The sequence below is a fragment of the Methanobrevibacter sp. genome (genome assembly GCF_045120835.1).
In the GTDB taxonomy this organism is placed as follows: Archaea; Methanobacteriota; Methanobacteria; order Methanobacteriales; family Methanobacteriaceae; genus Methanocatella.
The window spans coordinates 1-21810 of the sequence record NZ_JBGVFE010000065.1 but is presented as its reverse complement, the minus strand read 5'-3'; the positions used below and the strand labels follow the sequence as shown (position 1 = coordinate 21810).

Sequence of the window (21810 nt, the reverse complement as noted above, 5' to 3'; positions counted from 1 at the left end):
TAACCAAGACAATGGGCATTATTATGGACAAGGGCGGAGAATTTGATATTTTGGAAATCGATGTTGGACGTAAAAAATCAGATGTAAGTCATGCAAAGATTGAAGTTTCCGCCAATTCTCCCGAACTACTTGAATCTATTTTGGATGAGCTTTCCGTACTTGGCGCATCAATTGACGATATCAAAGAGGTAAATCTTGTTGCATCAACAAAGGATAAGGTCGCACCTGAAGGTTTCTATTCATCATCCAACCACACTACACATATTTTCTATAAAGGAAACTGGATTCCAGTTGAGGAAATAGAAATGGACTGTCTTGTCGTTGTTGATGAGGATGAAAACAGAGCTTACGTCAAACCGATAGCCGATGTTAAGGCCGGAGACAAGATTGTTGTTGGTCTTGACGGTGTCAAGGTCACCCCTCCTCACAGATCAAGAGATGAACAGCAGGTATTCGAGTTCATGAACAGTGAGGTCTCTTCTGAAAAGCCTTTGATGAATTTAATCAACGGTATTGCAAAAGAGATGAAGGAAATCAAGGCCAAAGGAGGTAAAATTGGTATTGTTGGAGGACCTGCAATCATTCACACAGGTTCTGGCAAGTACTTGGCATCTTTAGTCAAAGAAGGCTATATTGATGTCATCATGGCAGGTAATGCGCTAGCAACCCATGATATCGAATCCAATCTGTACGGTACCTCTTTAGGTATTGAAGTTGAAACAGGTAAGATTGTAGCTCATGGCCATACCCACCACATGAGGGCAATCAACAGAATCAACAATTCAGGCTCCATTAAAAAGGCTGTTGAGGATGGTACTCTGACCGGGGGGGTAATGTATGAATGTATTAAAAATGATGTTCCATTTGTTCTTGCCGGTTCAATCCGTGATGACGGACCTTTGCCTGACGTTATAACCGATACCGTCGAGGCTCAAAAGCTTATGAGACATTATGCCCAGGAAGTCGATATGGTTATCATGATTGCAACTATGCTTCATTCAATCGCAACAGGTAATCTCCTTCCTTCAAGAGTCAAAAGCATCTGTGTGGATATCAATCCTTCCACTGTTACCAAACTCTCAGACAGGGGAAGCGCACAGGTTGTGGGTATCGTTACCGATATAGGTACATTCCTGCCTCTTCTCTACAATGCATTAATGGAGGATTAGAATGTCATTTACTGCCTATATTCTTGATGTGATGTCCAATACCTTTTTTCCGGCAAGAATCACTGTGGAAAATGGAATATTTACTGAAATCACTCCCGTTACGGTTGATGAGGAATTCAATATTGATGTAAAGGGTTTGATGATTCCGGGTTTTATTGACTCTCATATTCACATTGAAAGCAGTATGATTACTCCGGCGCAGTTTGCTAAAATTGCTGTACGTCATGGTACTACTTCTGTTGTTGCCGATCCTCATGAAATAGCTAATGTTTTGGGAATTGAAGGTATTGAAGCTATGATTGAAAATGCAAAAGAGGTTCCGTTCAATTTTTATTTCTCAGCACCATCCTGTGTGCCTGCAACATCTTTTGAAACTTCCGGTGCGGTTCTTGATTCATCCGATATTGAATATTTGCTTAAAAAGGATGAAATTGTCGCATTGGGTGAGATGATGAATTTCCCAGGTGTAATCAATGGCGATGAGGAGGTTTTAAGAAAACTGGCATTGGCAAGGCAGTATGGAAAGCCGATTGACGGTCATGCCCCACTGCTTACCCGTGAAGATTTAGACAAATACCTCGAGCAGGGCATATCAACTGATCACGAATGCAGCAATATTATCGAAGCTTTCGAAAAAAAGATGAAAGGTATGAAAATTATGGTACGTGACGGTTCATCTGCCATGGATATGGAAGGTCTTTTCAATATAAATCATGCTTTGGAACATATCGAAGATCCGGGAAAGTTGGGCATTATTTTTAGAGACATATTCGAGAAACGGGTTTACTCTCCGTTGTTTGACTTTATAGTAAGTGATGATAAACATCCCGACGATTTGATTAAGGGCCATTTAAATCTATCCATTAAAAAGGCCGTCAGTTTGGGAATAGATATTCTGAAGGCAATCAGTATGGTGACAATCAACCCTTCAAGGCATTACAAACTGAACTGTGGGGCCATTGTGGAAGGTGCAAAGGCAGATTATGTAATCATTGACAGTTTATGTGATTTTAATATACTGGAGACATATGTTGGTGGGGAATGTGTATTTGACGGTGAAAACGTTTTATTCGATGCTCCTGAAATTGATGCTAGAAATTCAATCAATGCCACAAAAAAATCCGCCAGTGATTTTGATATACTATATGACGGCGATGAGTGTGAAGTCAATGTCATCGAATGCACTGATGGGGATTTGCTTACTAAAAAAACCACTGCAAAACTTCGCACCAAAAACGGCGTTGTTCAATCTGATATCTATAATGATATCTTAAAGATTTCAGTTGTCGAACGTTATGGCGGTGGAAACGTGGCCAATGCGTTCATTAAAGGTTTTGGACTTAACAAGGGCGCAATTGCATCTTCAGTTGCACATGATTCACATAATATCATTGTAATCGGTTATGACTCCGAAACAATGGCGCAGGCTGTGAACAAAGTCATTGACGATAAGGGCGGAATCGCTGTTGTCAGTGAGGATTTCAATGAATCGCTGCCTCTTCCTATTGCCGGTTTGATGAGTAATGAGGATGCATACGATGTTGCCCATAAACTGGACGTCCTGCATAAGAGGGCTTCCGCTTTGGGATGCAAACTCAAATCTCCATTCATGACAATGGCCTTTATGGCACTGCTTGTAATTCCGTCAATTAAGATATCTGATGAGGGTCTCTTTGATGGGGATAATTTTGAATTTATGGATGTTGTAATAGATTAAGGTTCAAAACCTTTTTTTATTAACTCTTTTTTTATTTCCTGCATGGATTCGATGTCTTCTTTTGTTCCAACCTTTAAAACAACACGATTTGCTTCTCTAAAGCGTTCAACATATTCCTCTTTTTTCGCGTCACTCACCAAATCAAAGCGTGTAAAATTGGCCAGAGTTTCGATAACATAGCCGAATCCCCTGTTCATCGCTTTAGTCGGTTTATTAATTACAAGGTCGATTACTTCTGATTTGATGACTATTGCCTCACCTTTCTTTTTGACCGGATCGCTTTGCTTGACTGCTTCAGTTAATGAAATGACTCTGCATTTAAAGTAGGCATCCGCACATTTAAGCACCATGCTTTCTGTGAAATAATTCTGAGGAAGATCTGCGAGTATGGAAGTGGTAAACACTTCTGGGTTGTGGGTAATGTTTACAATAAACTCCCTTTCACGAATAATGTTATCCAAAGTATGACTTCCTTTAAATATTCTGTTGATGATTTTATTTTCACCTGCAATAATTACACCAATCGGAGCAGCATTTTTGCTTCCGTCATCATTTGCTGTGGTAATTATGGTTTCGTACTGCCTGCCCTTTTCCATTCCTATTTTTGATAAATCAATCATTTTTAAAAAACCTTTTTATATTTTGATTAACAATATATAAATTATAATATTTAATTTTAAGGAGTTTAAGCTTATGAAATATAAAATGTATGATGAGATGATGGAACAGCCGGATTCACTTAGAAAAACATTTGAAAGTGAAATGTCTACAATGGATGAAGTTTCAAAATTAATTTCCGATAAGGACAAGGTCTATCTGATAGGTTGCGGAAGTTCCATTTCAACCTGTTATAGCGTAAGGGATGCAATAAGGATGTCCAGTACAAATATCGACATTGAAGTCTATACAGGTTACGAATTTTACTATAACAAAAGACTGGTTGAAGACGAAAACACCATAGCCATTTTCACTTCACAGTCAGGTGAAACTGCCGATACCCTCGCTTCACTGAGAAGAGCCAATGAATTCAATATACACACGGTTTCAATTTCAAACGAACCAGACAGTTCAATGATTAAAGAGGCTAAAACTCCAATTGTCACAAGATGCGAAACTGAAACCGCAATTCTGGGTACCAAAACTTATATCACTCAACTTGCATGTCTATATCAGATACTCTTTAGCGCTTCAGACTATGAATCAAAGGATGCGCTCTTATCCCAGCTTGCAGATATGCCTGACATTTTAGAGGATCTTTTGAAATCCACAGAATATGAAAACAGGCTTTTGGCACAGGACTTTAAAAAGGAGGATATCTTCTACTGTTTGGGTTCAGGACCAAACTTCGGTCTCGCTTACAAATTGGCAATGACTATGCTCATGGAAGGTGCAATAAAGCATGCATGTCCTGAGTATTCAGCTGAATTCAGGCACGGTTTAATTGAAAGGGCTGAAAAAGGAGTTCCTATCATATTTTTAAGGTCTGATTTTGAATCTGATGAAATTACAGATAAGGCAATTGACTTTTCTGAAAATTTAAAGTTGAAATCAATTGTTTATGAATTGAAGGATTATGCGGATGTTGACAAGTTATTGTCCCCATTCATATTTGTAATTCCTTTGGAATGGTTTGTCTATTACCTTGCGCATTATAATGGTGAAGACCCTGGCGCTACAAGACACATCGGAAAAGTCAGATATTAAGTCTATAAAGAGTTTTTTAACTCTTTTTTTTACTATTTTTACACATTTTTCCGCTTCATCATCTAATCTGTATGGATCATGGGCACAAAAATCGTAATTTTCTAAAATATCAGTTGTATTGATGCTTTTGTATATTTCAACACCCTTGTTTTCTAAGATGGTATCTACACAGTTATTTTTGCATCCGTTGACTGCAATTATTTTTAATGTCCGCAGATGTTGAACCCATACATATGGATATGATGTTTTCATTTTCTTTTTTTAAATCTCCAACTGCAACTCTGGAGACTAATCCGTTAGGGCTCATTCCGTTGCATGGTGCAAGAGCTATTTTCTTGTCCATAGTAATCGTAGAAAAAAGAGATTAAATGTAGAATATCTATTCTACATTGACTTTATGTTTTGGTATTATTAGTTTTGGAATGTTTATGATAACGATTCCGTTTATGAATTTAGCAGTAATGTTTTCTAAATCAATACTGTTTTCAAATCTTACAGTTTTAACACATCTGCCGGATTTTATTGAGGATGCGATTAATTCTGCTTCGTCATCTTCTTCAAAATCTTCAATGTATGCTTTGAAGGTAGTTTCAATAGTTATGTCATTGTCACCTGCTTCAATTAAAACATCCTCTTTTTCAACACCAGGAACTGCTGCTTTGATGTAGTAGATGTCTTTGGTTTCAATTAGATCAATGTCCAAGGTTTGAACAGTAGACTTTTTGTAATCTGAATACTTTTTATCGGCGGTTTTTTGCATGTTTCTGATGTATTCTTTGAATTCATCAATGCTGTTGGATAAATCGGAGATTACATTGTCTGCAATATTTTTGCCTTTTTCCTTTTTGTCATCGAATTTTTCTTTTCCTTCATCGATTTTTTCATCGATTTTTTCTTTTTTATCAGAAATTTTTTCATCAATGGTTTCAGAATCTACCATATTTTTCACGCTCCTTTTGATGAATTTTAGTAAACATGTTTTAATTACGTTTTGTTAGTATATATACTTTTCTATTTTTGTTACTAAAAGTAATTAAATCTTAATTCTATTAATCTTTTATTTTTCATATTAATAATGCGTTATTTCATGAAATTTATGATTAATTTTGGTGATGTTATAAATAGTGATGATTTAACCGTCAGTAGATAATAGGGAGTTCAATGAAGAAACAATGTTTGTTTCTTCATTTGATTACCTTAATTTTTTCAGTTAAAGTGGTAGTTCCATAATATTTGGTGTTTTTGAATCCTACTTTAACGGTATATTTGCCAGGTTTTAAATTTATTGGTATTTTGGCTTGTCCCTTGCTGTTTGTTGTCTTGATATAGGTTTTGCCCTTAATTTTAAATTTAATCTGGACGTTTTTTATTGCCTTTTTGTTTGCATTAAAGGTCACGGTGAATTTTCCTTTTTTGCGTATTTTTAATTTTGAGGCTTTTATGATTGGCTTTATCACCGTTACTTTTATGGTTTTGGTAGCGGGGATATAATTATTTCCATTAAAAATAATTAAAACAGCATATTTTTTAGGGAAATTCTTAAGGGAGATTTTTGCCATTCCATTTTCATCGGTTTTGATGGTATATACATTCCCTTCAAAGCTAACGGTTAATTTTTCATTTGAAAGGGCAACATTGTTTTCCTTGATTAACTTTATAGCTAATTTGCTGTCGCTTCCGTAATATTTTTCAAAATCACTGACGATAATTGCGGTTTTTCTAAATTGGAAATTATCAATTTTTAACACCTGATTGTTTATTTCCGCATAAATTGCGTTTACATCATCCTGTGGATTATAATCAAAGGTTGCAACGCCATTAACTAATTTCTTTTTGGCCAAAGTCCCAGTTGATGTGTAAAAAGTCACTTCAAGTGGAAGATTTATTTCCTCATCATATTCATAGATTTCTTTTGTTTCATTGTTAAAGTAATGTTTTAGGCTAACGGTTAATTGATTGTTTTCATTTTTATAAATTACATTATTGGATGCAGTAAATGTCATAACTAGCCATCGGGATGCATTTATTTTTTCCGGATGTATTTCCCCGCTGTGAGGGGAATAATAATCGGGGTTTATTTCATTCTGTCCCCACCAGCAGTATTGGACAGTTGCATTGTCGTCTAAAGAGATGTCTCCGTAAGCTTCATTTAATTTTAAGTAATTGTCTATCAGTGCACAGTTTTGCATATAAAGTTCGCAGTTTTTGAAATTATTGGTTATCGCCCCATGAATTTCAGCATGATTTTTTTCAAAAATTGTATTGTATACTTCTGTCACAACATGAGGTCCTCTTGTAATCGCAAGAATTGCTGAGGCATAAAATTGGGCATAATTATGTCCGAAATAACTGTTGTTGATTTTCATATTGCCATGATTGCTTATGGCGCCTCCGGCATAATCTGTAGCCAATTTTTCAAATCTGCAGTTGTTTATTGTTGCTTTTCCTTTGTTCAATAATCCTGCTGCAGCATATTGAGTATAGCAGTCATAAAATAAGCATCCATCCAAATTTATTGTTCCTTCGACTCCAATACATGCGCCGACACCCCCTTCTGAAGTCAAAGTGTTTTCTGTAAAATTGGAGTTTTTGATGTATGCTGTTCCAATACTATACAGAACTCCTCCATAATCTCTTGCATGGTTGTTTGTAAAACAGCTATTTTCAATATTTAAAGCTCCAAGATTATTGTATATTGTTCCACCATCTTTAGATGAGCTAGAGTTCTTTAAAATACAATTGTGAATATTTATTTCTCCCATGTTACAGTAGATCATTCCTCCATTTTCAGAGGAGTAACCGTTTATCAATGTAAGATTAATTAAAGTTAGACTGCTGGAATTTACAAAGAACAGTCTTCCACAGGACTCTCCATTAATTATTGTGTTTTCCTTGGTTTTTCCAATGATTGTAATTGATTTGTCAATTGAAATGTTTCTGTTGTTCTCTCCAACATATTCTCCATCATTCAAATAGATTGTTGTGTCATCTTTACTATTGTTGACGGCACATTCCAAACTTTTAAATGGCTTTTGTGAACTTCCATCTCCAGTTTCATCACTCGCATCCGATGATACATAAATTTCAGATAGTTCTCCTAGTGTGGAGTCACTGGGATTTTCACTGCAGTTAGTATCATAGTCTATTGCATTAACGTATGATATTGTACATATTACTGATAAAATGATTAAAAATAGCAAAATTGGTTTGATATTATTATTTTTCATCAATGATTTTCCCCCATTTATCGTTATAAAATAGTATCCTTATCGTACTGATAATATTTATTTCAGCATCTATAATAAATATTTTTGGTGAAATTATGGAGGGGCATATGGTTGATTGAAATCTTTTAATATAATCGGCCAGCATCATATTGGCCATTTCAATTAAAAGTAGTGAAAAAATACTTATTTTTGGGCGATAACGCAAATCCAATCGGCATCTTCATTTGTGAAGGAATCTTTTGATTCTTTTATAAAAGTTTTAACTTCTGAAAATCCGCTGTTGTTTAAGTGGTTGATCAATTCCTGTTCAGAGTAAATGCTGCAGTTTAGCAGATCAACGAATTCTTTTTGACGTGCATCGTTTTTTCTTGGAAGGGCTTCATTGCAGATAAGAAAAATACCATCTTCTTTTAAGATTCTATTTACTTCTTTCAAATCATTTTCAAAATCCGGCCAGAAATAAACGGTTTCAAATGCAGTAATAATGTCAAAGGTAGCACTGTCAAATGACATTTCAGATACAGATTCCAGTCTGATTTCACATCTTTTGTTTTCAATCTCTTTTTTGTTTAATTCAATTGATTTTTTAACTGATAAGGAGGAGTAATCGATTCCGTATACTTTGCTGTCGGTGATTTCCAGGAATCTTTTGACATTAACTCCTCCGCCGCATCCAATATCCAGAACAATAGAATTTTTTGAAACATTCAGATGGCTCACACCCCAAAGAGCAAGATTTTCATGGTTAATGTTCATGTCATTGATAAGCTCTTCGCCCAATTTGCCTTTAGGATTTCCGGCATTAACCAGTAATTCGGGATTTTCTATAATTTTCGTTTTTTTGGAAGTCATGCTTTTTTGTCAATGATTGTGGGCTAATAATAATTGTCCTCGTCCTGTTCAAAGTTTCTTTCGATTTTTTTAATGGAGTCGATTTTCCTCTTAATTTTCACATGCCCAATAAGTGTGGTATAAATGTCCATAAATCAAAAAAGAAATGTATTAAGTAACATAATACAATGTTTTTGGTTTTGACATACACAAGTGGCAATACTATTGAACCAAATCCTATATGCACCAAAAGGAATCCCATTGCAAATCCGTATGCCGGTATGTGAAAGAGTGCAAAGATTATCTGGGATATGATTACTGCAACTATGATGGCAGCTTTTCTACCTATTGATTTGTACAGGTATGCGGCTACGATAATCAAAGGTATGAATTTAAGCAGTTCTTCACCAAGTAATTGGATTACGGCACGTATAATCAATATTAGCGGTGGTCCGTTCACTGCACTGTCGGTCATTATAGTTATTCCTAGTGCACTGCCGATAAAATTTGCAATTATCGCAAATACAAACATGAGTATAAAACCGATTATTATAATTATGATGTCTCTAAGTTTCGGCATTCTGAAAATATTTGACATATCATCTTTAAATACATACACTACGGCCAATAAGGATGGAACTGTGAGGAGTATTGCCTTAAGCAATCCATCGCCTGTGGGAGGTATTATAAATGGTATTGCTATACCTATTAAAAAACCGATCAATAAAATTATCACATTTTTTGTTGTGAATCTAGAATCGCCATTTAGCAATGGAAAATCATATTCTTTATCTTCAAACCTAAAAAAGTCATTTGTCATTTTAAACACCTATTTATATAAATATATTTTTTGTTTTATATTATTTATCGTTATATTATCCAATTAACGAAAATGTTCGAAATACTTTCATCAAAATATGCAAACTAGTAAGTTTGGCGGGTTTGATAATGCTTGAAAATGAAACATTAAAATGGATTGTCCGAAACGATGAACATGATGTAGTTCGAATTAGGGGCAATAAGAATTACAGAAACGCCTTAAAATAAGTAAATTGGGAGATATTGTCTCCCCTCAGTAATATTCATCATCCTCTTCAAAATCCCTTTCAATCTTTTGGATTCTGTCAATTTTCTTGTTAATCTCTTCGATTCCCTCTCCTTCAATTGCTGAGATGAAAATGGAATTGTCCTCATCATCAATATATTGTTTAAGGGATTCGCTATCTTCAACCAAATCCATCTTGTTGAATAAAAATATTATTGGAATTTCAGAGAAAATCTTTTCGATTTGCTTTAAGAGATTGTACTGATTGTCCAGGTGGAATCCGCAGGTTTCTGATGCATCAAATATAAATAATATTGCATCCGCCAGGTGTTCAAGGGCAACAATAGCATTCATTTCAATATCATTCATTTCAAGAACCGGTCTGTCCAAAAGACCGGGGGTGTCAATGATTTGAATATGTTTCCAGTGACGCTCGGTATGACCAATCTGAATTCCTTTTGTTGTAAACGGATAATTAGCAACTTGCGGGTCAGCACTGCTTAACTTTGTAAGCAATGTTGATTTACCAACATTCGGAAAACCTGCAATGACTATTGTGGTTGCATCAAAATCAATTGTAGGCATATTCCTTAAGTTCTGTTTTGCAAAATCAAGGAAATCAAGATTAGGTTTGATTTTATTTACAACAGAAGCGATTCTTCCATAGGCCTGTTTTTGAATAGATGTTGCTTTTTCAGATGGATTTTTCCTGATTTTTGCACCGTATTCCTTTTCAAGTTGAGTAATAATTCCATATGCCCAATTTAGCCCGCCAAGTGCCTGTTTCATGTCATCCACTCCGACAGTAATGTCAATGTAGTCCTGATAAAATGGGTGCAGGCTTTCGATTTCCGGAACTGCATCGATGATTGATTTCAATTTATCTTTAATGACCTGACAAGATGTAACTACTCTTCGTTCTTCAATTCTTTTGCCTTTCAGATGTTTTGGTATTTTTTGACTTCTAACCAAATCCGCTTGTTTTTTTCCACGGCTGAATCCCTTGTCAAGCAGTTCATCAGGCGTTGGTATTGTTGGTATCATCATTGTAATCACTATTTGAAAATTTGTCCCTGGAACTTATAGACGTCACAGCTTTCGTCCATCCAGCTGTCTGCGCTTATCCCGGCTTTCATACAGGTATGCTCTAAAAAGCTTTCGGTTGTAAAAGCGTTTTCGAGTGCCACCTGAGGAAGCAATAATCCTCTTGCATATCCTTTCTGTATTATTAGTCCGTCACGTCCGATTTCAATTTCATCAAAGTACTGTTCATAATGGCTCACTACTATAAGTTCGGGCTTTGTCAATACTGTAACTTCGAAATCAAGGTCTTTAAATTCTTTTTCGCTAACCTGATTAAATCTTGGATCGTTGAATGCGGCAGCTATTGCAACTTCCATTGTTGCATCAATGGCAGGTTTTATCGGTTCTGCATATCCGATGCATCCTCTTAAGTTATTATTCTTATTTAAAGTTACAAATACTCCTAACTGTTCATCTAATTCTATCGGATAATCTGTAGGTTTCACCATTGTTTTTCCAGTATCCAAAAAATATTTGATTGTATCTTTAGCCAGATTGACTAAGTAGTCTCCTGCTCTATCACTTATCATCTATCCCATTCCTCCCACTAGTGCATTCTGTATTCTTGTGTGTGGTCCTCCGTCTCCTACAGGAGCGGTCTGACCTGATTTTCCGCAAAATCCGGTACTCAATTTAAAGTCATTGGCAATTGCATCAATGTTTTTCAATGTTTCCAGGATATTTCCGGATAATGAAACGTCTCTAAGGGGTGTTGTTTTTTCACCGTTTTCAATCAGATATCCTTCAGCGGCGTTGAACTGGAAAATGCCTTTTCCTGTATCGACTTGGCCTCCCCTTGAACCTTTAAGATATATTCCATTGTCAATATCTTCAAATATTTCATCAACTTCCATATCTCCAGGTTCGAGAAATGTATTGCTCATTCTAACAATTGGCTGGTCTGCAATAATTGACCTTGCATTTCCAGAAGAGATCATTCCCAGTTTGGATGAAGTTTCTCTTGAATTTAAAAGTGAAATTAATTTTCCATCTTTTACCAGTTGATTAGGTTTTGTTTTGACTCCTTCAACATCATATGGGTAATATCCGAAGCCTTCCCTAAGGCTTGCGTCATCATAAATATTGACGATATCTGAAGCAATCTGTGTTCCCAGTTTGTCTTTCAGGATTGAATCATTCTGCAATATCAAATCGCCTTCAACAGCATGGCCCAATGCCTCGTGGACCAGAACTCCAGTAAGCAGAGGGTCTGCTATTACGGGGAATTTTCCTGAAGGTGCCGGTTTTGCATCAAGCAATCTTACGGCCTTTTCACCTATGTCCCTTCCAAATTCCTCGATGTCGGCATCTGCAATAACTTCAAAACCCTTTACTCCTCCAAGGCTGCCAAATCCAAATTGAATTATTTCGCCATCGGTTGCAGAGGCATTTAAAGCCATTCTGACTCTTGATGTTTTGACCTGTATTTCACTGCCTTCACTGTTCATAAATAATTCATTGACTTCGGTATCCGCATAACTTACGGTGGTACTGTTTACCTTATCGATTGTAGCGGCATCATTGGCCTCTTTCATGATTTCATTTTTTTCTTCAATTGAAATGTCTTTAAAAGGTATTTTAACATCAATTTCAACTTTATCCTTGATTATGTTGCTTTCAGATAAACTGACATCTCCTTTAAGTGAATTTGATAATTTTAAAGCGGTTTCGGTTATTTCATCAATTTTAGATAAGTCTGTAGTATATGCAAAACCCCAGGCTCCATTGTTTAACACTCTGATTCTTGCTGCTAAACTCATTCCGGTGTTAATTTCATCTACATTTCCATCTTTCATTAATATGGAAGTATTATCGCCTATTCCGCATCTGATGTCTATGTAATCTACTTTTGGACTAGTTTTTGCAATAATATTTTCGAATAAATTTATATATTCTTCCATTTTATCACCAAAAAAGGTTTATACAATATTAATTTTTGATGACATATTAAATAAAAGTTGTTTTTTGTGGTGTTAAAAAAATAAAAAGGAAAAGGTTATTCCATATTAGTCCAGAGTTGCCGGATTAATAGGTTCTATATTGTTTAGCTTGTTAACCTCTTCTAATGTGTCATATAGTTTTTCTAGGGTTACGTTTCCTGAAACTGAACAGTCCCAAACTTCAATTACATAGTTCTTATCTTTAATTTTAACCAATTCGCTCACGCCAGTCATGTCATTAGCTTCATCTGTGAAATTAAATGTGTTGTTTAATTTTCCGGATTCGACTGTGTAGTTAACATCACTGTCATTTTTAAATGCATCATTTAAATCGTCTATGTCGTTTTCAGAGATTATGTCGATTGCAATGCTTTCTTCGCCATTGGTGTAGCTGCCTTCCTTTAAAGTTGTGTATCCTTCACCAACTTTAAAGTCTGAAAGTTCTGCAGCTGCAACAATTCCAATTGCACATATCAATATCAACATTGCCAAACTGACTTTTGTAATTTTCATAGTATCGCCACTAATATTTAGGTATGCCTAATACAAATAATTTTTTGTATTGAAGTTCAATATTGTCATGATAGTTTTTTATAGGATAACAAGTAATATAACAATTGTTAAAAAAATTGGTGATGCAATGTATATAGTTATAGGAACTGGAGCGGGAGGAGCAATAGTTGCAAGAGAACTTGCGAAAAATGATTTTCCGGTAACAATTATTGAAAAAGGACCATATATAAAATCAAAAGATGCGTTCAGCTATTATGATAAATACAATGACAGTGTAGACCTATTGACCACCACATGCATTGGGGGTGCAACAATAGTTTCCATGTCAAACATGGTAAGGGCGCTGGATGAGGAACTTCTTGATTTTGATGTTGATTTGACTGAGGCATATGAATATGTGGAGGATTTGGTCAATGTTCATCAATTGGATGATTCCCATATCGGAAAAGGAACTCAGGGATTTTTGGATGCCGGCAGGGAACTCGGACTCAATACTCTAAAGATGCCAAAGGCAATACGTGAAGAGGATTGTATTCAATGCGGAAAATGTGCATTCGGATGTCCTGCAGATGCCAAATGGTCCGGAAAGGACTTTGTTGATGAGGCAGTTGAAGCCGGCGCAACATTAATAACTGAAGCCGAAGTTATCGAAGTCACTTCACAGAAAGGAAAAGTCACTGGTGTTAAATACATCAAAGACGCTGAAGAGCAGTTTCTAGAAGCAGATAATGTTGTGTTGTCTGCAGGTGCAATCGGATCAACATTAATTCTTCGAAACTCCCAAATAAAAGGAGTTGGTGAAGAGATATTCTTCGATCCATTCGTATCCGTTGGAGGATACATCAAAGATATCAATTTCAATACTGAAGTCCAGATGGCAGGTTTGGTCATCGGCAAGAACTTTGTTTTGTCTCCGCATTTCTCATCTTTTATTAAGGGCAATATTGCTGATGAAAAAGTTGATGACAAGGATATATTCAGTATAATGGTCAAAACGGCTGATGAGTGTAAGGGTCGTGTTGACGAGAATGGTGATGTTTTTAAAGTAAATACTATTCAGGACATCAGATATTTGGCTGAAGGTGTTGCTACAGCAGGATTAATTCTTGAAAAGATGGGAGTCGATCCAAATACCATAGGTTCAACAGTTTACAGGGGGGCGCATCCTGGTGGAACCGCTCCGATTGGAAAAATCGTGGACAGCAATCTGGAAACTGAAATTTCCAACCTGTATGTTTGTGATGCAAGTGTGCTTCCAATATCTCCTGGAAAACCGCCAATATTGACAATACTTGCCCTAGCCAAAAGACTGGCTGATCATTTAAAAAATAAATAGAAGATTATTCGAATTGTTTTTCGATATCTTCTGTTTTAATCAATTTTTCGCAGTAATGGCATCTGACTACAGGTGGAGATGTCTTAATAACATTAAAAATAGGGGTTATCGGTTCATTTTCATAATTTGTAATGCACTTTGGATTGGTACATTTGAGAATGGATGTAATCTTATCGGGAAGTCCAACTTTATCTTTTTTAGCAGGTTTGTAGTCTCTGATAATGTTGATTGTAGCTTTAGGAGCAATCAAAGCTACTTGGTTAAGTTCTTTGGCATCCAATTCACGGTTTTCAATTTTTAAAATATCCTTTCTTCCAATTTCACCGGATGAAACGTTCATAGCTATTGTGACATTTTGTGTTTCTGCATCCGGCAGGCCAAGAATTTTGAGAATATGCAATGCCTTGTTTGCTGTAATGTGATCTATCACAGTTCCATTTTCAATAGCTTTGATTTTAAGTTCAGATTTTTTCATTTGTTCACCTAATACATTATTAAATCTTTCATTTCAATTATTGTTTCGGTATCCTTTACTAATTTTTTAGGGCTTTTGTTTTTGGTTGCAATGGTAAAGCTTTCGATGACTCTTGCTCCTCGCAATTTGACCTTCTCTTCAAGCCTTGCAATATTTGAATCCCCATGGTTGGCATCCATTGTGGCGAATAGGACAACGTCTTTTGCCCTCAAATCACATCTATCGATTAGGGTTATTATTGCAGGGGTGGGGTTACCTGCCCATGTGGGAGTTCCTATGTATATGGTATCGTAACCTGTCAGGTCCACTTTTGCAGGGACAATGTCGGTTTTTGTTTCCCTAAATGCATTGATTGATGCTAAAAACTTATTTTTAAATCCATCACGATTCTTTAAATCGTGAATTCTAACCATATCTGCATTTAACTTTTTAGCAAGGGTTTTTGCAACCAAATCTGTCGTTCCTCTTTGCGAGTAATAGAGTATTATTCTTTTCATATTCTCTCCCCCTCACGTTTAAGGATGGAGGCCGAAATGGGTCAGGCCTAAGGTTTCATCAATTCCAAGAAGGATGTTCATATTCTGAATTGCCTGGCCTGATGCGCCTTTTACCAGATTGTCAATGGCAGACAGCATCACAAGTCTTCCGGTTTCATCTATTTCAAATCCGCCAATATGGACAAAGTTGGAACCCCGGACGGAACTCAGGTGAGGTATTTCTCCTTCATCCATTAGCTTGATAAAGTATTCTCCGCCATACTCCTTTTCGTAAATTTTTCTAATTTCTTCAGGAGTAATGTCTGAATTTTCATCATTTAAAAAGCTGTGGCTTGTTGTTTGAATTCCCCGATTAACCGGAACCAGGTGTGGAGTGAATGAGACTTTCACATCTTCAAATCCATGCAGTTCCTGCTGGATTTCTGACATGTGTCTGTGAGAGGATATCTTGTATGGATTAACGTTATCAGCAATGTTGGGATAATGTGTAGTTGCTGATGCATTGACTCCTGCGCCACTGACTCCAGTTTTTGAATCGATGATGATTCTATCCACCAGATTGTTTTTGACCAATGGGTAGGATGATAGGATTGCACCTGTCGGGAAACATCCAGGGTTTGCGACAAGTTTCGCTTTTTTAATTTCGTCTCGGTATAACTCCGGAAGTCCAAATGCACCTTTATTTTCCTTATCGGTGTGTTCCATACCATACCATTTTTCATAAACTTCAGTATCGCGGTATCTGTAATCTCCGCTCAAATCAACCACCTTAATGCCTGCATCCAATATTTCCGGCACGATTTTCATTGATGCTCCGTGGGGGGTTGCGGTAAATGCAACATCCGCATCCAAATCTGATGGGCTTTTGTTTTTAAATTCAAGTCCTGAATCTCTTATGTGTGGGTGAATCTTATGTGCGGGGGTACCATCGTATTGTCTTGAAGTAATATCGGTAATTTCTACTTCAGGATGGTTTAAAAGCATTCTTAAAAGTTCTCCACCAGTGTATCCGCTTGCTCCTATAATGGCTACTTTAAACATATTCATATCCTCCTAATCGTCACAATTGTCTAAAATTTTTCCTTCGAAATTTGTTCTTTTAACTTTTTTAATAATTTTGCAGCTGCTGTCAAGTTCACAATCACGATATTTTTCAATGCGCACGGCTTTTGCTTTAAGCCCTCTTTTGTCAATTGCTTCCTGCAATTTTCCAATGTCATGATTCTGGTCAGCTCCAACGGTGATGATATCTGGGTCAATTTCTCTAACGATTTTGAAAACGTCCCCATTTGCATCACCCAAATAAGCGTCAGTAACAGGTTTTAACATTTTAATTAATTCTAAGCGTTGGTCTTCCCCAACTATCGGCACTCTTTTTCTTCTCTCAACTGTAGCGTCTCTTGCCACTACCACATAAAGTTCAGCATCTTCTCCACCAAGCTTTTTGGACTCTTCCAGGTATACGCCATGTCCCGGGTGGAGTATGTCGAATGTTCCGGTCGCCATTACTTTCATTCAATTACCTCTTTTGATATTTTAATGCATCACGTAAATCAATTTTATCTTTATAAAGTGCAGAACCGATCACTATTCCTTCCACACCACTTTCATTTAGTTTTTTAATGTCATCTATTGTTGTTATTCCTCCAGAGTAAACAATAGGCAAATCTACAGATTCTTTTAGCTTTTCTACAGGTTCTGTGTAAAATCCGCCTAGAAGCCCCTCGACATCGACATTTGTAAACAGAATGCTTCCTGCACCATGTTCCTTGAATTCATTTGATATTTCGGTCGGGCTCTTGTCTATCTTTTCTTGCCATCCTTTAATGACTACTCTGTCATCCTTGCTGTCAAGTGAAATCATGATTCTTTCGGAGCCATATTCGTCTGAAAGTTCTTTAATGGTTTCAGGGTGTTGAATTCCCATTGTTCCGATTATTAATCTTTCAATATCTAAGTCCAATAACTGGCGGGCATATTCGACGCTTCTTATTCCGCCGCCAAGCTGAATTGGAACTGAAACTTCATTTAAAATTTTTTTTATGATGTCAAAGCTAGCAACACCATTTATTGTTCCGTCCAAATCAATGACATGAATATTCTTTGCCCCTAAATCTTCCCAGTGCTTTGCAACGAGTTCCGGGTTTTCAAGTTCTATCATTTCACTTCCAGGTTCGCCCTGAACGAGCTGAACACATTTGCCGTTTTTAATGTCAACTGCAGGCATTATTAACATTTCATCTTTATTAAATGACATTTGCATTTTCCTGTAATATTTTATTATAATGTTACATTTGGTTTTGAAATGTTTTATATGTATTGATTGTATGGCGAATATTCATATTGGATGGGGAATAGACGGAGCATTAAAAATCATTCCCATAATTTTAGGTAAACCTAAATTTTATATAGGGGGTTAAACAAAAATTATTTTAATTATAAAAAAGAAGGCAATATTAATGAGTACAATTATCGAATTCAAAGATGTGGTAAAGGAATATAAATCTGGAGATCACGTTCTAAAAGCTATGGATAATGTTAATTTCACAATTGATGAGGGGGAATTTATTGTAATACTCGGTCCATCCGGTGCAGGCAAATCAACTCTTTTAAATTTGTTGGGGGGACTTGATTCAGTCACCTCAGGTGAGATTATCGTTGACGGCAAACATGTTGAGTCATTTGATGATAATCAGCTGACAGAATATAGGGCCAACAATGTGGGATTCATTTTCCAGTTTTATAACCTAATTCCAAATTTGACTGCATTGGAAAATGTTGAATTGATGAAGGACATTGTAGATGTGGATATAAATGGTGAAGCGGTTCTCGATTCTGTTGGTCTTCATGGCCATGAAAATCAGTTTCCGGCACAATTGTCCGGTGGGGAACAGCAAAGGGTATCAATTGCAAGGGCCGTTGCCAAACAGCCTACAATGCTTCTATGTGATGAACCGACAGGGGCACTGGACTCAAAAACAGGTGTGCTGATTTTAAATCTGCTCCAGGAGATGAGCAATAATCAGAATACAACAGTCGTTATTGTTACTCACAATGCGATACTTGCAGAAGCTGCAGATAAGGTTATCAGAATTAAGAATGGCCAAATAGAAAGCATCGTTCTTAATGAAAATCCTAAAAAGGTAACTGACTTGGAATGGTAACGCATGCTTTCAAAAAAGATGTTTAGGGACATCACTAAACATAAGACTCAATTTCTATCTATTTTTTTAATGGCTTTTTTGGGCGTTTTTGTTTTTGCGGGTGTTGGCGGAGAATCTGTCGGTCTTGAGGTCAATGTTGACAAGTATTATGAGGATACCAATCTGGCCGACGGTTGGATTTATTCACCTTATCTGAATGATCTTTTTTTATATCAGGTGGATGTTTTGGGCGCTACCACCCAAACGGAAAGGCAGGTTGTCATAGACTCGACGGCGGACTTTGAAAATGACCCGGACATTACACTACACTTTGTTGAAAACAATACTATATCAAAATTCTATCTTATGGAAGGCAAGCCATTGGATATTAACGATTCGAAAGGCGTATGGTTGGACAAGAGTTTTGCTGATGCCAAGGGTCTTAAAGTAGGCGATGACATTACTTTTAAGGCAGAAGGTTATGAGATTACAAAGGAAATCAGAGGTTTGGGATATTCTCCGGAATATGTCTATCATGCATCAGATTCATCAGTGATTCCCGATTTCAGCAAAATGGGTTTTGCATATCTGTCATATAAGGCATTTCCAGGTGATACTGTTCCATATAATGTGTTGAATGTTAAGTTTGACGGGACTCCTGAAATGTATGGGGAGTTGCTGGATTACAGGCTGGATGGCTATTACAGTTCTTTTGTTGAAAGGTCCGAACATCCCAGTGTAAGCCAGTTTTCAGAAGAGATGGACCAGCATAGCATGATGGGCGATATTTTCCCGGTGGTATTCATTTTGATTGCGATGCTGATACTTCTGACAACAATGACAAGAATCATTGCACATCAGAGAACACAAATCGGTATTTTAAAGGCCAACGGATTTAAGAATATCTCAATAATCCTGCATTATGTGTCCTATGGCTTTTGGCTGGTTTTGATAGGTTCGATTTTAGGATTGATTCTGGGGCCATTGACATTGCCTAAGCTGTTCTACCCTTCAATGAGTGCAACATATAAGCTGCCTTCATGGGACCCTGCATGGAGCATGAATTTTATTTATGTGGCAAGTTTGATGGTCATAATGGCATTGGCGGTTTCATATTATTCGGTTAAAAGCATTTCCTCTGAAAAACCGGCAGATACGATTAGGGCAAAGGTACCAAAAATTTCATCGGCAGGTTTTGTTGAAAAGTTGAGTGTATGGAAACATCTGTCATTCAACATTCGCTGGAACTGGAGAGATGCTAAAAGAAATAAATTCCGGGCGCTTATGACCATCATTGGAGTTATGGGTTGTGCCACACTTTTGGTATGTGCATTCGGAATGTATGATGGAATGAATGATTTGAAGGAATGGGAATATAATCAGATTAATCATTATGACTCCAAGCTGGTTATTGATCAAGATGCAAGCCAATCACAAATTGATGATGTGGCAGATAAGGTCAATGGAGATATAATAATGGAATCTGCTATTGAAATTGAATCGGGCACCGCCAAAAAGTCAGGTTCGCTTCTGGTTTTAAATGATACTGATCTGATAACTCCTACCGATTATGACTGGAATAAGGTTGACATCGCTGAGGATGAAGTTTCAATTTCACAGAAGATGGCTAATCTATTGGGTGTTGAAGTTGGCGATACTGTCAAATGGCACATCATGGGTTCGGACAAATGGATTAAAACAAAAATTGACAAAATCCATTCTGATCCTATATCACAGGGATTCATAATGTCAAGTGAAAAGCTGGATGATTTGGGATTAAACTATACTGCAACAAGCATTATCACTGCAGAACATGTTGATAAGGAATATGATGGTGTTAAAGCGGCAAACTCCATGAAAGACATGACTTCCAGTTGGGACGAGCTGACAGAATCAATGTGGCTATTGATTTACATTCTGATGTTCTTTGCAAGCCTTTTGGCGATAGTTGTTCTTTATAATCTGGGATTGTTGTCATTTACAGAAATCGAGAGGGAGATTGCAACACTTAAGGTTCTGGGTTTTAAGGCAGGTGCTTTAAGGAATCTATTGTTGACCCAAAACTTGTGGTTTACGGCTATTGGATTCGTATTGGGCCTTCCATTAGGTTATTTCATTTTGGATATAATGTGGCAGTCCTCAGGAGATTCATTTTATATTCTGCCTTCAATTACCATTACGAATTTCCTTTTGACAGCTGCAATAACATTCACATTATCCATACTTGTAAATTTAATGTTTTCCAAAAAGATTAAAAGATTGGACATGGTAGAATCCCTAAAAAGTGGAGAGTAGGAGTTTTCTACTTTTCTAATATTTTTGTTGTGGTTTTTTATATTTCATTTTTCTAATATTATATTATGTCGCTATCTAAAAAAATGCTTAGGGATATTAAAATCAATAAAACACAGTTTATTGCAATATTTCTAATGGCATTTTTAGGTGTTTTTGCTTACTGTGGAATATATGCGGAATATTATGGGCTTGTACAGACCTCCGATGATTTTTACGCTCAAACCAATTTGGCTGATGGATGGGTTTATAACAGTGATTTTGATGATGGGGCAGTTGATAAAGTTAGTGATTTTTCAAGCGAAACAGACAGACAGTCAGTCATTCAATCAGTGGCGGACTTGGATAACAGTCCGGATATAACGCTGCATTTTACCGAGAAGGGCACTATTTCGAAGTTTTATGCAACTGAAGGAAAGGATTTTGATGCCTCAGACGCTTCTGGAGTTTGGCTTGATAAACGATTTGCAGATGAGAGAAATCTAAATGTCGGAGACAAAATCACTTTTGAATTCGACGGTGAAAAGATCACAAAGGAAATTAAGGGGTTGGGTTTTTCTCCGGAATATATTTATGAAACTTCTCCAAGTTCACTCACTCCTGATTTTTCACAAATCGGTTTTGCATATCTTTCATATAAAGCATATCCGAGCGATATTGAATATGATACATTGCTTGTTAAATATAACGAGTCAGATAATGATTTTAGAGATAAATTAGATGATTCAATTGATTATTTGTCATTCACTAAAAAGGAAGACCAGTTAAGCGTTTCTAAGTTTTCAGATGAGATGGCGGAACACAAGATGATCGGGGATGTTTTTCCAATTGTATTTAT

At 36.6% G+C, this 21810-nt stretch carries 22 protein-coding genes and 1 pseudogene; 7 read left to right on the top strand and 16 right to left on the bottom strand.

The annotated features are described in order from the left end of the window. The coding region (locus ACJMLO_RS06445; RefSeq protein ID WP_405295064.1) for a TIGR00300 family protein at positions 1 to 1169 on the top strand (1169 nt) is incomplete at its 5' end. A gap of 1 nt (position 1170) precedes the next feature. Further along, positions 1171 to 2886, top strand: coding sequence for an adenine deaminase (ade, locus tag ACJMLO_RS06440; protein WP_405295062.1), 1716 nt, complete (start codon positions 1171 to 1173; stop codon positions 2884 to 2886). On the opposite strand, the gene ACJMLO_RS06435 is transcribed toward ade, so the two are convergent. Then, positions 2883 to 3506 (bottom strand): DUF447 domain-containing protein, encoded by a 624-nt coding sequence (locus ACJMLO_RS06435; protein ID WP_405295060.1) that lies wholly within the window; start codon positions 3504 to 3506, stop codon positions 2883 to 2885. The two genes, ade and ACJMLO_RS06435, sit on opposite strands and share 4 nt — an antisense overlap. A gap of 73 nt (positions 3507 to 3579) precedes the next feature. Between ACJMLO_RS06435 and ACJMLO_RS06430 the strand changes: the two genes are divergently transcribed. Continuing rightward, positions 3580 to 4590, top strand: coding sequence for an SIS domain-containing protein (locus ACJMLO_RS06430; protein ID WP_405295058.1), 1011 nt, complete (start codon positions 3580 to 3582; stop codon positions 4588 to 4590). Here ACJMLO_RS06430 and ACJMLO_RS06425 read toward each other — a convergent pair. The 10 genes from ACJMLO_RS06425 to ACJMLO_RS06380 all read right to left on the bottom strand — a co-directional run bounded on the left by ACJMLO_RS06425 (position 4477) and on the right by ACJMLO_RS06380 (position 13229). Next, positions 4477 to 4842, bottom strand: coding sequence for a putative zinc-binding protein (locus ACJMLO_RS06425; RefSeq protein WP_405295056.1), 366 nt, complete (start codon positions 4840 to 4842; stop codon positions 4477 to 4479). The genes ACJMLO_RS06430 and ACJMLO_RS06425 overlap by 114 nt on opposite strands. Further along, positions 4763 to 4933, bottom strand: coding sequence for a hypothetical protein (locus tag ACJMLO_RS06420; RefSeq protein ID WP_405295054.1), 171 nt, complete (start codon positions 4931 to 4933; stop codon positions 4763 to 4765). The genes ACJMLO_RS06425 and ACJMLO_RS06420 overlap by 80 nt, the downstream gene beginning before the upstream one ends. A 36-nt stretch (positions 4934 to 4969) precedes the next feature. Further along, positions 4970 to 5530, bottom strand: coding sequence for an Hsp20/alpha crystallin family protein (locus ACJMLO_RS06415; protein WP_405295052.1), 561 nt, complete (start codon positions 5528 to 5530; stop codon positions 4970 to 4972). Positions 5531 to 5774: 244 nt separating this feature from the next. Continuing rightward, on the bottom strand, positions 5775 to 7817 hold the full coding sequence (locus tag ACJMLO_RS06410) for a hypothetical protein (protein ID WP_405295050.1): 2043 nt from the start codon (positions 7815 to 7817) through the stop codon (positions 5775 to 5777). A gap of 183 nt (positions 7818 to 8000) precedes the next feature. Beyond that, entirely contained in the window at positions 8001 to 8669 is a 669-nt protein-coding gene (locus ACJMLO_RS06405; RefSeq protein ID WP_405295048.1) for a class I SAM-dependent methyltransferase, read from the bottom strand. A gap of 97 nt (positions 8670 to 8766) precedes the next feature. Next, a complete protein-coding gene (locus ACJMLO_RS06400; protein WP_405295046.1) occupies positions 8767 to 9468 on the bottom strand; it encodes a CPBP family intramembrane glutamic endopeptidase in 702 nt (233 codons plus the stop codon). A gap of 252 nt (positions 9469 to 9720) precedes the next feature. Then, positions 9721 to 10740 (bottom strand): NOG1 family protein, encoded by a 1020-nt coding sequence (locus ACJMLO_RS06395; protein ID WP_405295044.1) that lies wholly within the window; start codon positions 10738 to 10740, stop codon positions 9721 to 9723. A gap of 8 nt (positions 10741 to 10748) precedes the next feature. After that, a complete protein-coding gene (locus ACJMLO_RS06390; RefSeq protein ID WP_405295042.1) occupies positions 10749 to 11306 on the bottom strand; it encodes a TIGR00296 family protein in 558 nt (185 codons plus the stop codon). Then, the gene (locus ACJMLO_RS06385) at positions 11307 to 12677 is read right to left on the bottom strand and encodes a TldD/PmbA family protein (RefSeq protein ID WP_405295040.1); all 1371 of its coding nucleotides are present in this window, start codon (positions 12675 to 12677) and stop codon (positions 11307 to 11309) included. Between the two features lie 105 nt (positions 12678 to 12782). Then, positions 12783 to 13229: a hypothetical protein gene (locus ACJMLO_RS06380; protein ID WP_405295038.1), complete on the bottom strand. Its 447-nt coding sequence runs from the start codon at positions 13227 to 13229 to the stop codon at positions 12783 to 12785. A gap of 127 nt (positions 13230 to 13356) precedes the next feature. Between ACJMLO_RS06380 and ACJMLO_RS06375 the strand changes: the two genes are divergently transcribed. Next, entirely contained in the window at positions 13357 to 14565 is a 1209-nt protein-coding gene (locus ACJMLO_RS06375; protein WP_405295036.1) for a GMC family oxidoreductase N-terminal domain-containing protein, read from the top strand. A 4-nt stretch (positions 14566 to 14569) separates the two neighbouring features. Here the strand turns inward: ACJMLO_RS06375 and pyrI are convergent, their stop codons facing one another. Genes pyrI through hisA form a run of 5 tightly spaced genes read right to left on the bottom strand, consistent with a single transcriptional unit; the run spans position 14570 to position 17794 of the window. After that, complete coding sequence (gene pyrI, locus ACJMLO_RS06370) at positions 14570 to 15040, bottom strand: aspartate carbamoyltransferase regulatory subunit (RefSeq protein ID WP_405295034.1); 471 nt, start codon at positions 15038 to 15040, stop codon at positions 14570 to 14572. An 8-nt stretch (positions 15041 to 15048) separates the two neighbouring features. After that, positions 15049 to 15537: a flavodoxin family protein gene (locus ACJMLO_RS06365; RefSeq protein WP_405295032.1), complete on the bottom strand. Its 489-nt coding sequence runs from the start codon at positions 15535 to 15537 to the stop codon at positions 15049 to 15051. A gap of 18 nt (positions 15538 to 15555) precedes the next feature. Beyond that, a complete protein-coding gene (gene argC / locus ACJMLO_RS06360) occupies positions 15556 to 16578 on the bottom strand; it encodes an N-acetyl-gamma-glutamyl-phosphate reductase (RefSeq protein ID WP_405295030.1) in 1023 nt (340 codons plus the stop codon). Positions 16579 to 16590: 12 nt separating this feature from the next. Then, positions 16591 to 17052 carry an adenylyltransferase/cytidyltransferase family protein gene (locus tag ACJMLO_RS06355; protein WP_405295028.1) on the bottom strand — a complete coding sequence of 154 codons (462 nt, stop codon included), beginning with the start codon at positions 17050 to 17052 and terminating at the stop codon, positions 16591 to 16593. 4 nt (positions 17053 to 17056) lie between these two features. Beyond that, a complete protein-coding gene (gene hisA / locus ACJMLO_RS06350) occupies positions 17057 to 17794 on the bottom strand; it encodes a 1-(5-phosphoribosyl)-5-[(5-phosphoribosylamino)methylideneamino]imidazole-4-carboxamide isomerase (protein ID WP_405295026.1) in 738 nt (245 codons plus the stop codon). Positions 17795 to 17996: 202 nt separating this feature from the next. Between hisA and ACJMLO_RS06345 the strand changes: the two genes are divergently transcribed. The 3 genes and pseudogenes from ACJMLO_RS06345 to ACJMLO_RS06335 all read left to right on the top strand — a co-directional run. Beyond that, positions 17997 to 18701 (top strand): ABC transporter ATP-binding protein, encoded by a 705-nt coding sequence (locus tag ACJMLO_RS06345; protein ID WP_405295024.1) that lies wholly within the window; start codon positions 17997 to 17999, stop codon positions 18699 to 18701. 69 nt (positions 18702 to 18770) lie between these two features. Continuing rightward, entirely contained in the window at positions 18771 to 20975 is a 2205-nt protein-coding gene (locus ACJMLO_RS06340) for an ABC transporter permease (protein WP_405295022.1), read from the top strand. Between the two features lie 134 nt (positions 20976 to 21109). Beyond that, positions 21110 to 21810, top strand: a pseudogene (locus ACJMLO_RS06335) (cell division protein FtsX); the annotation flags it as partial.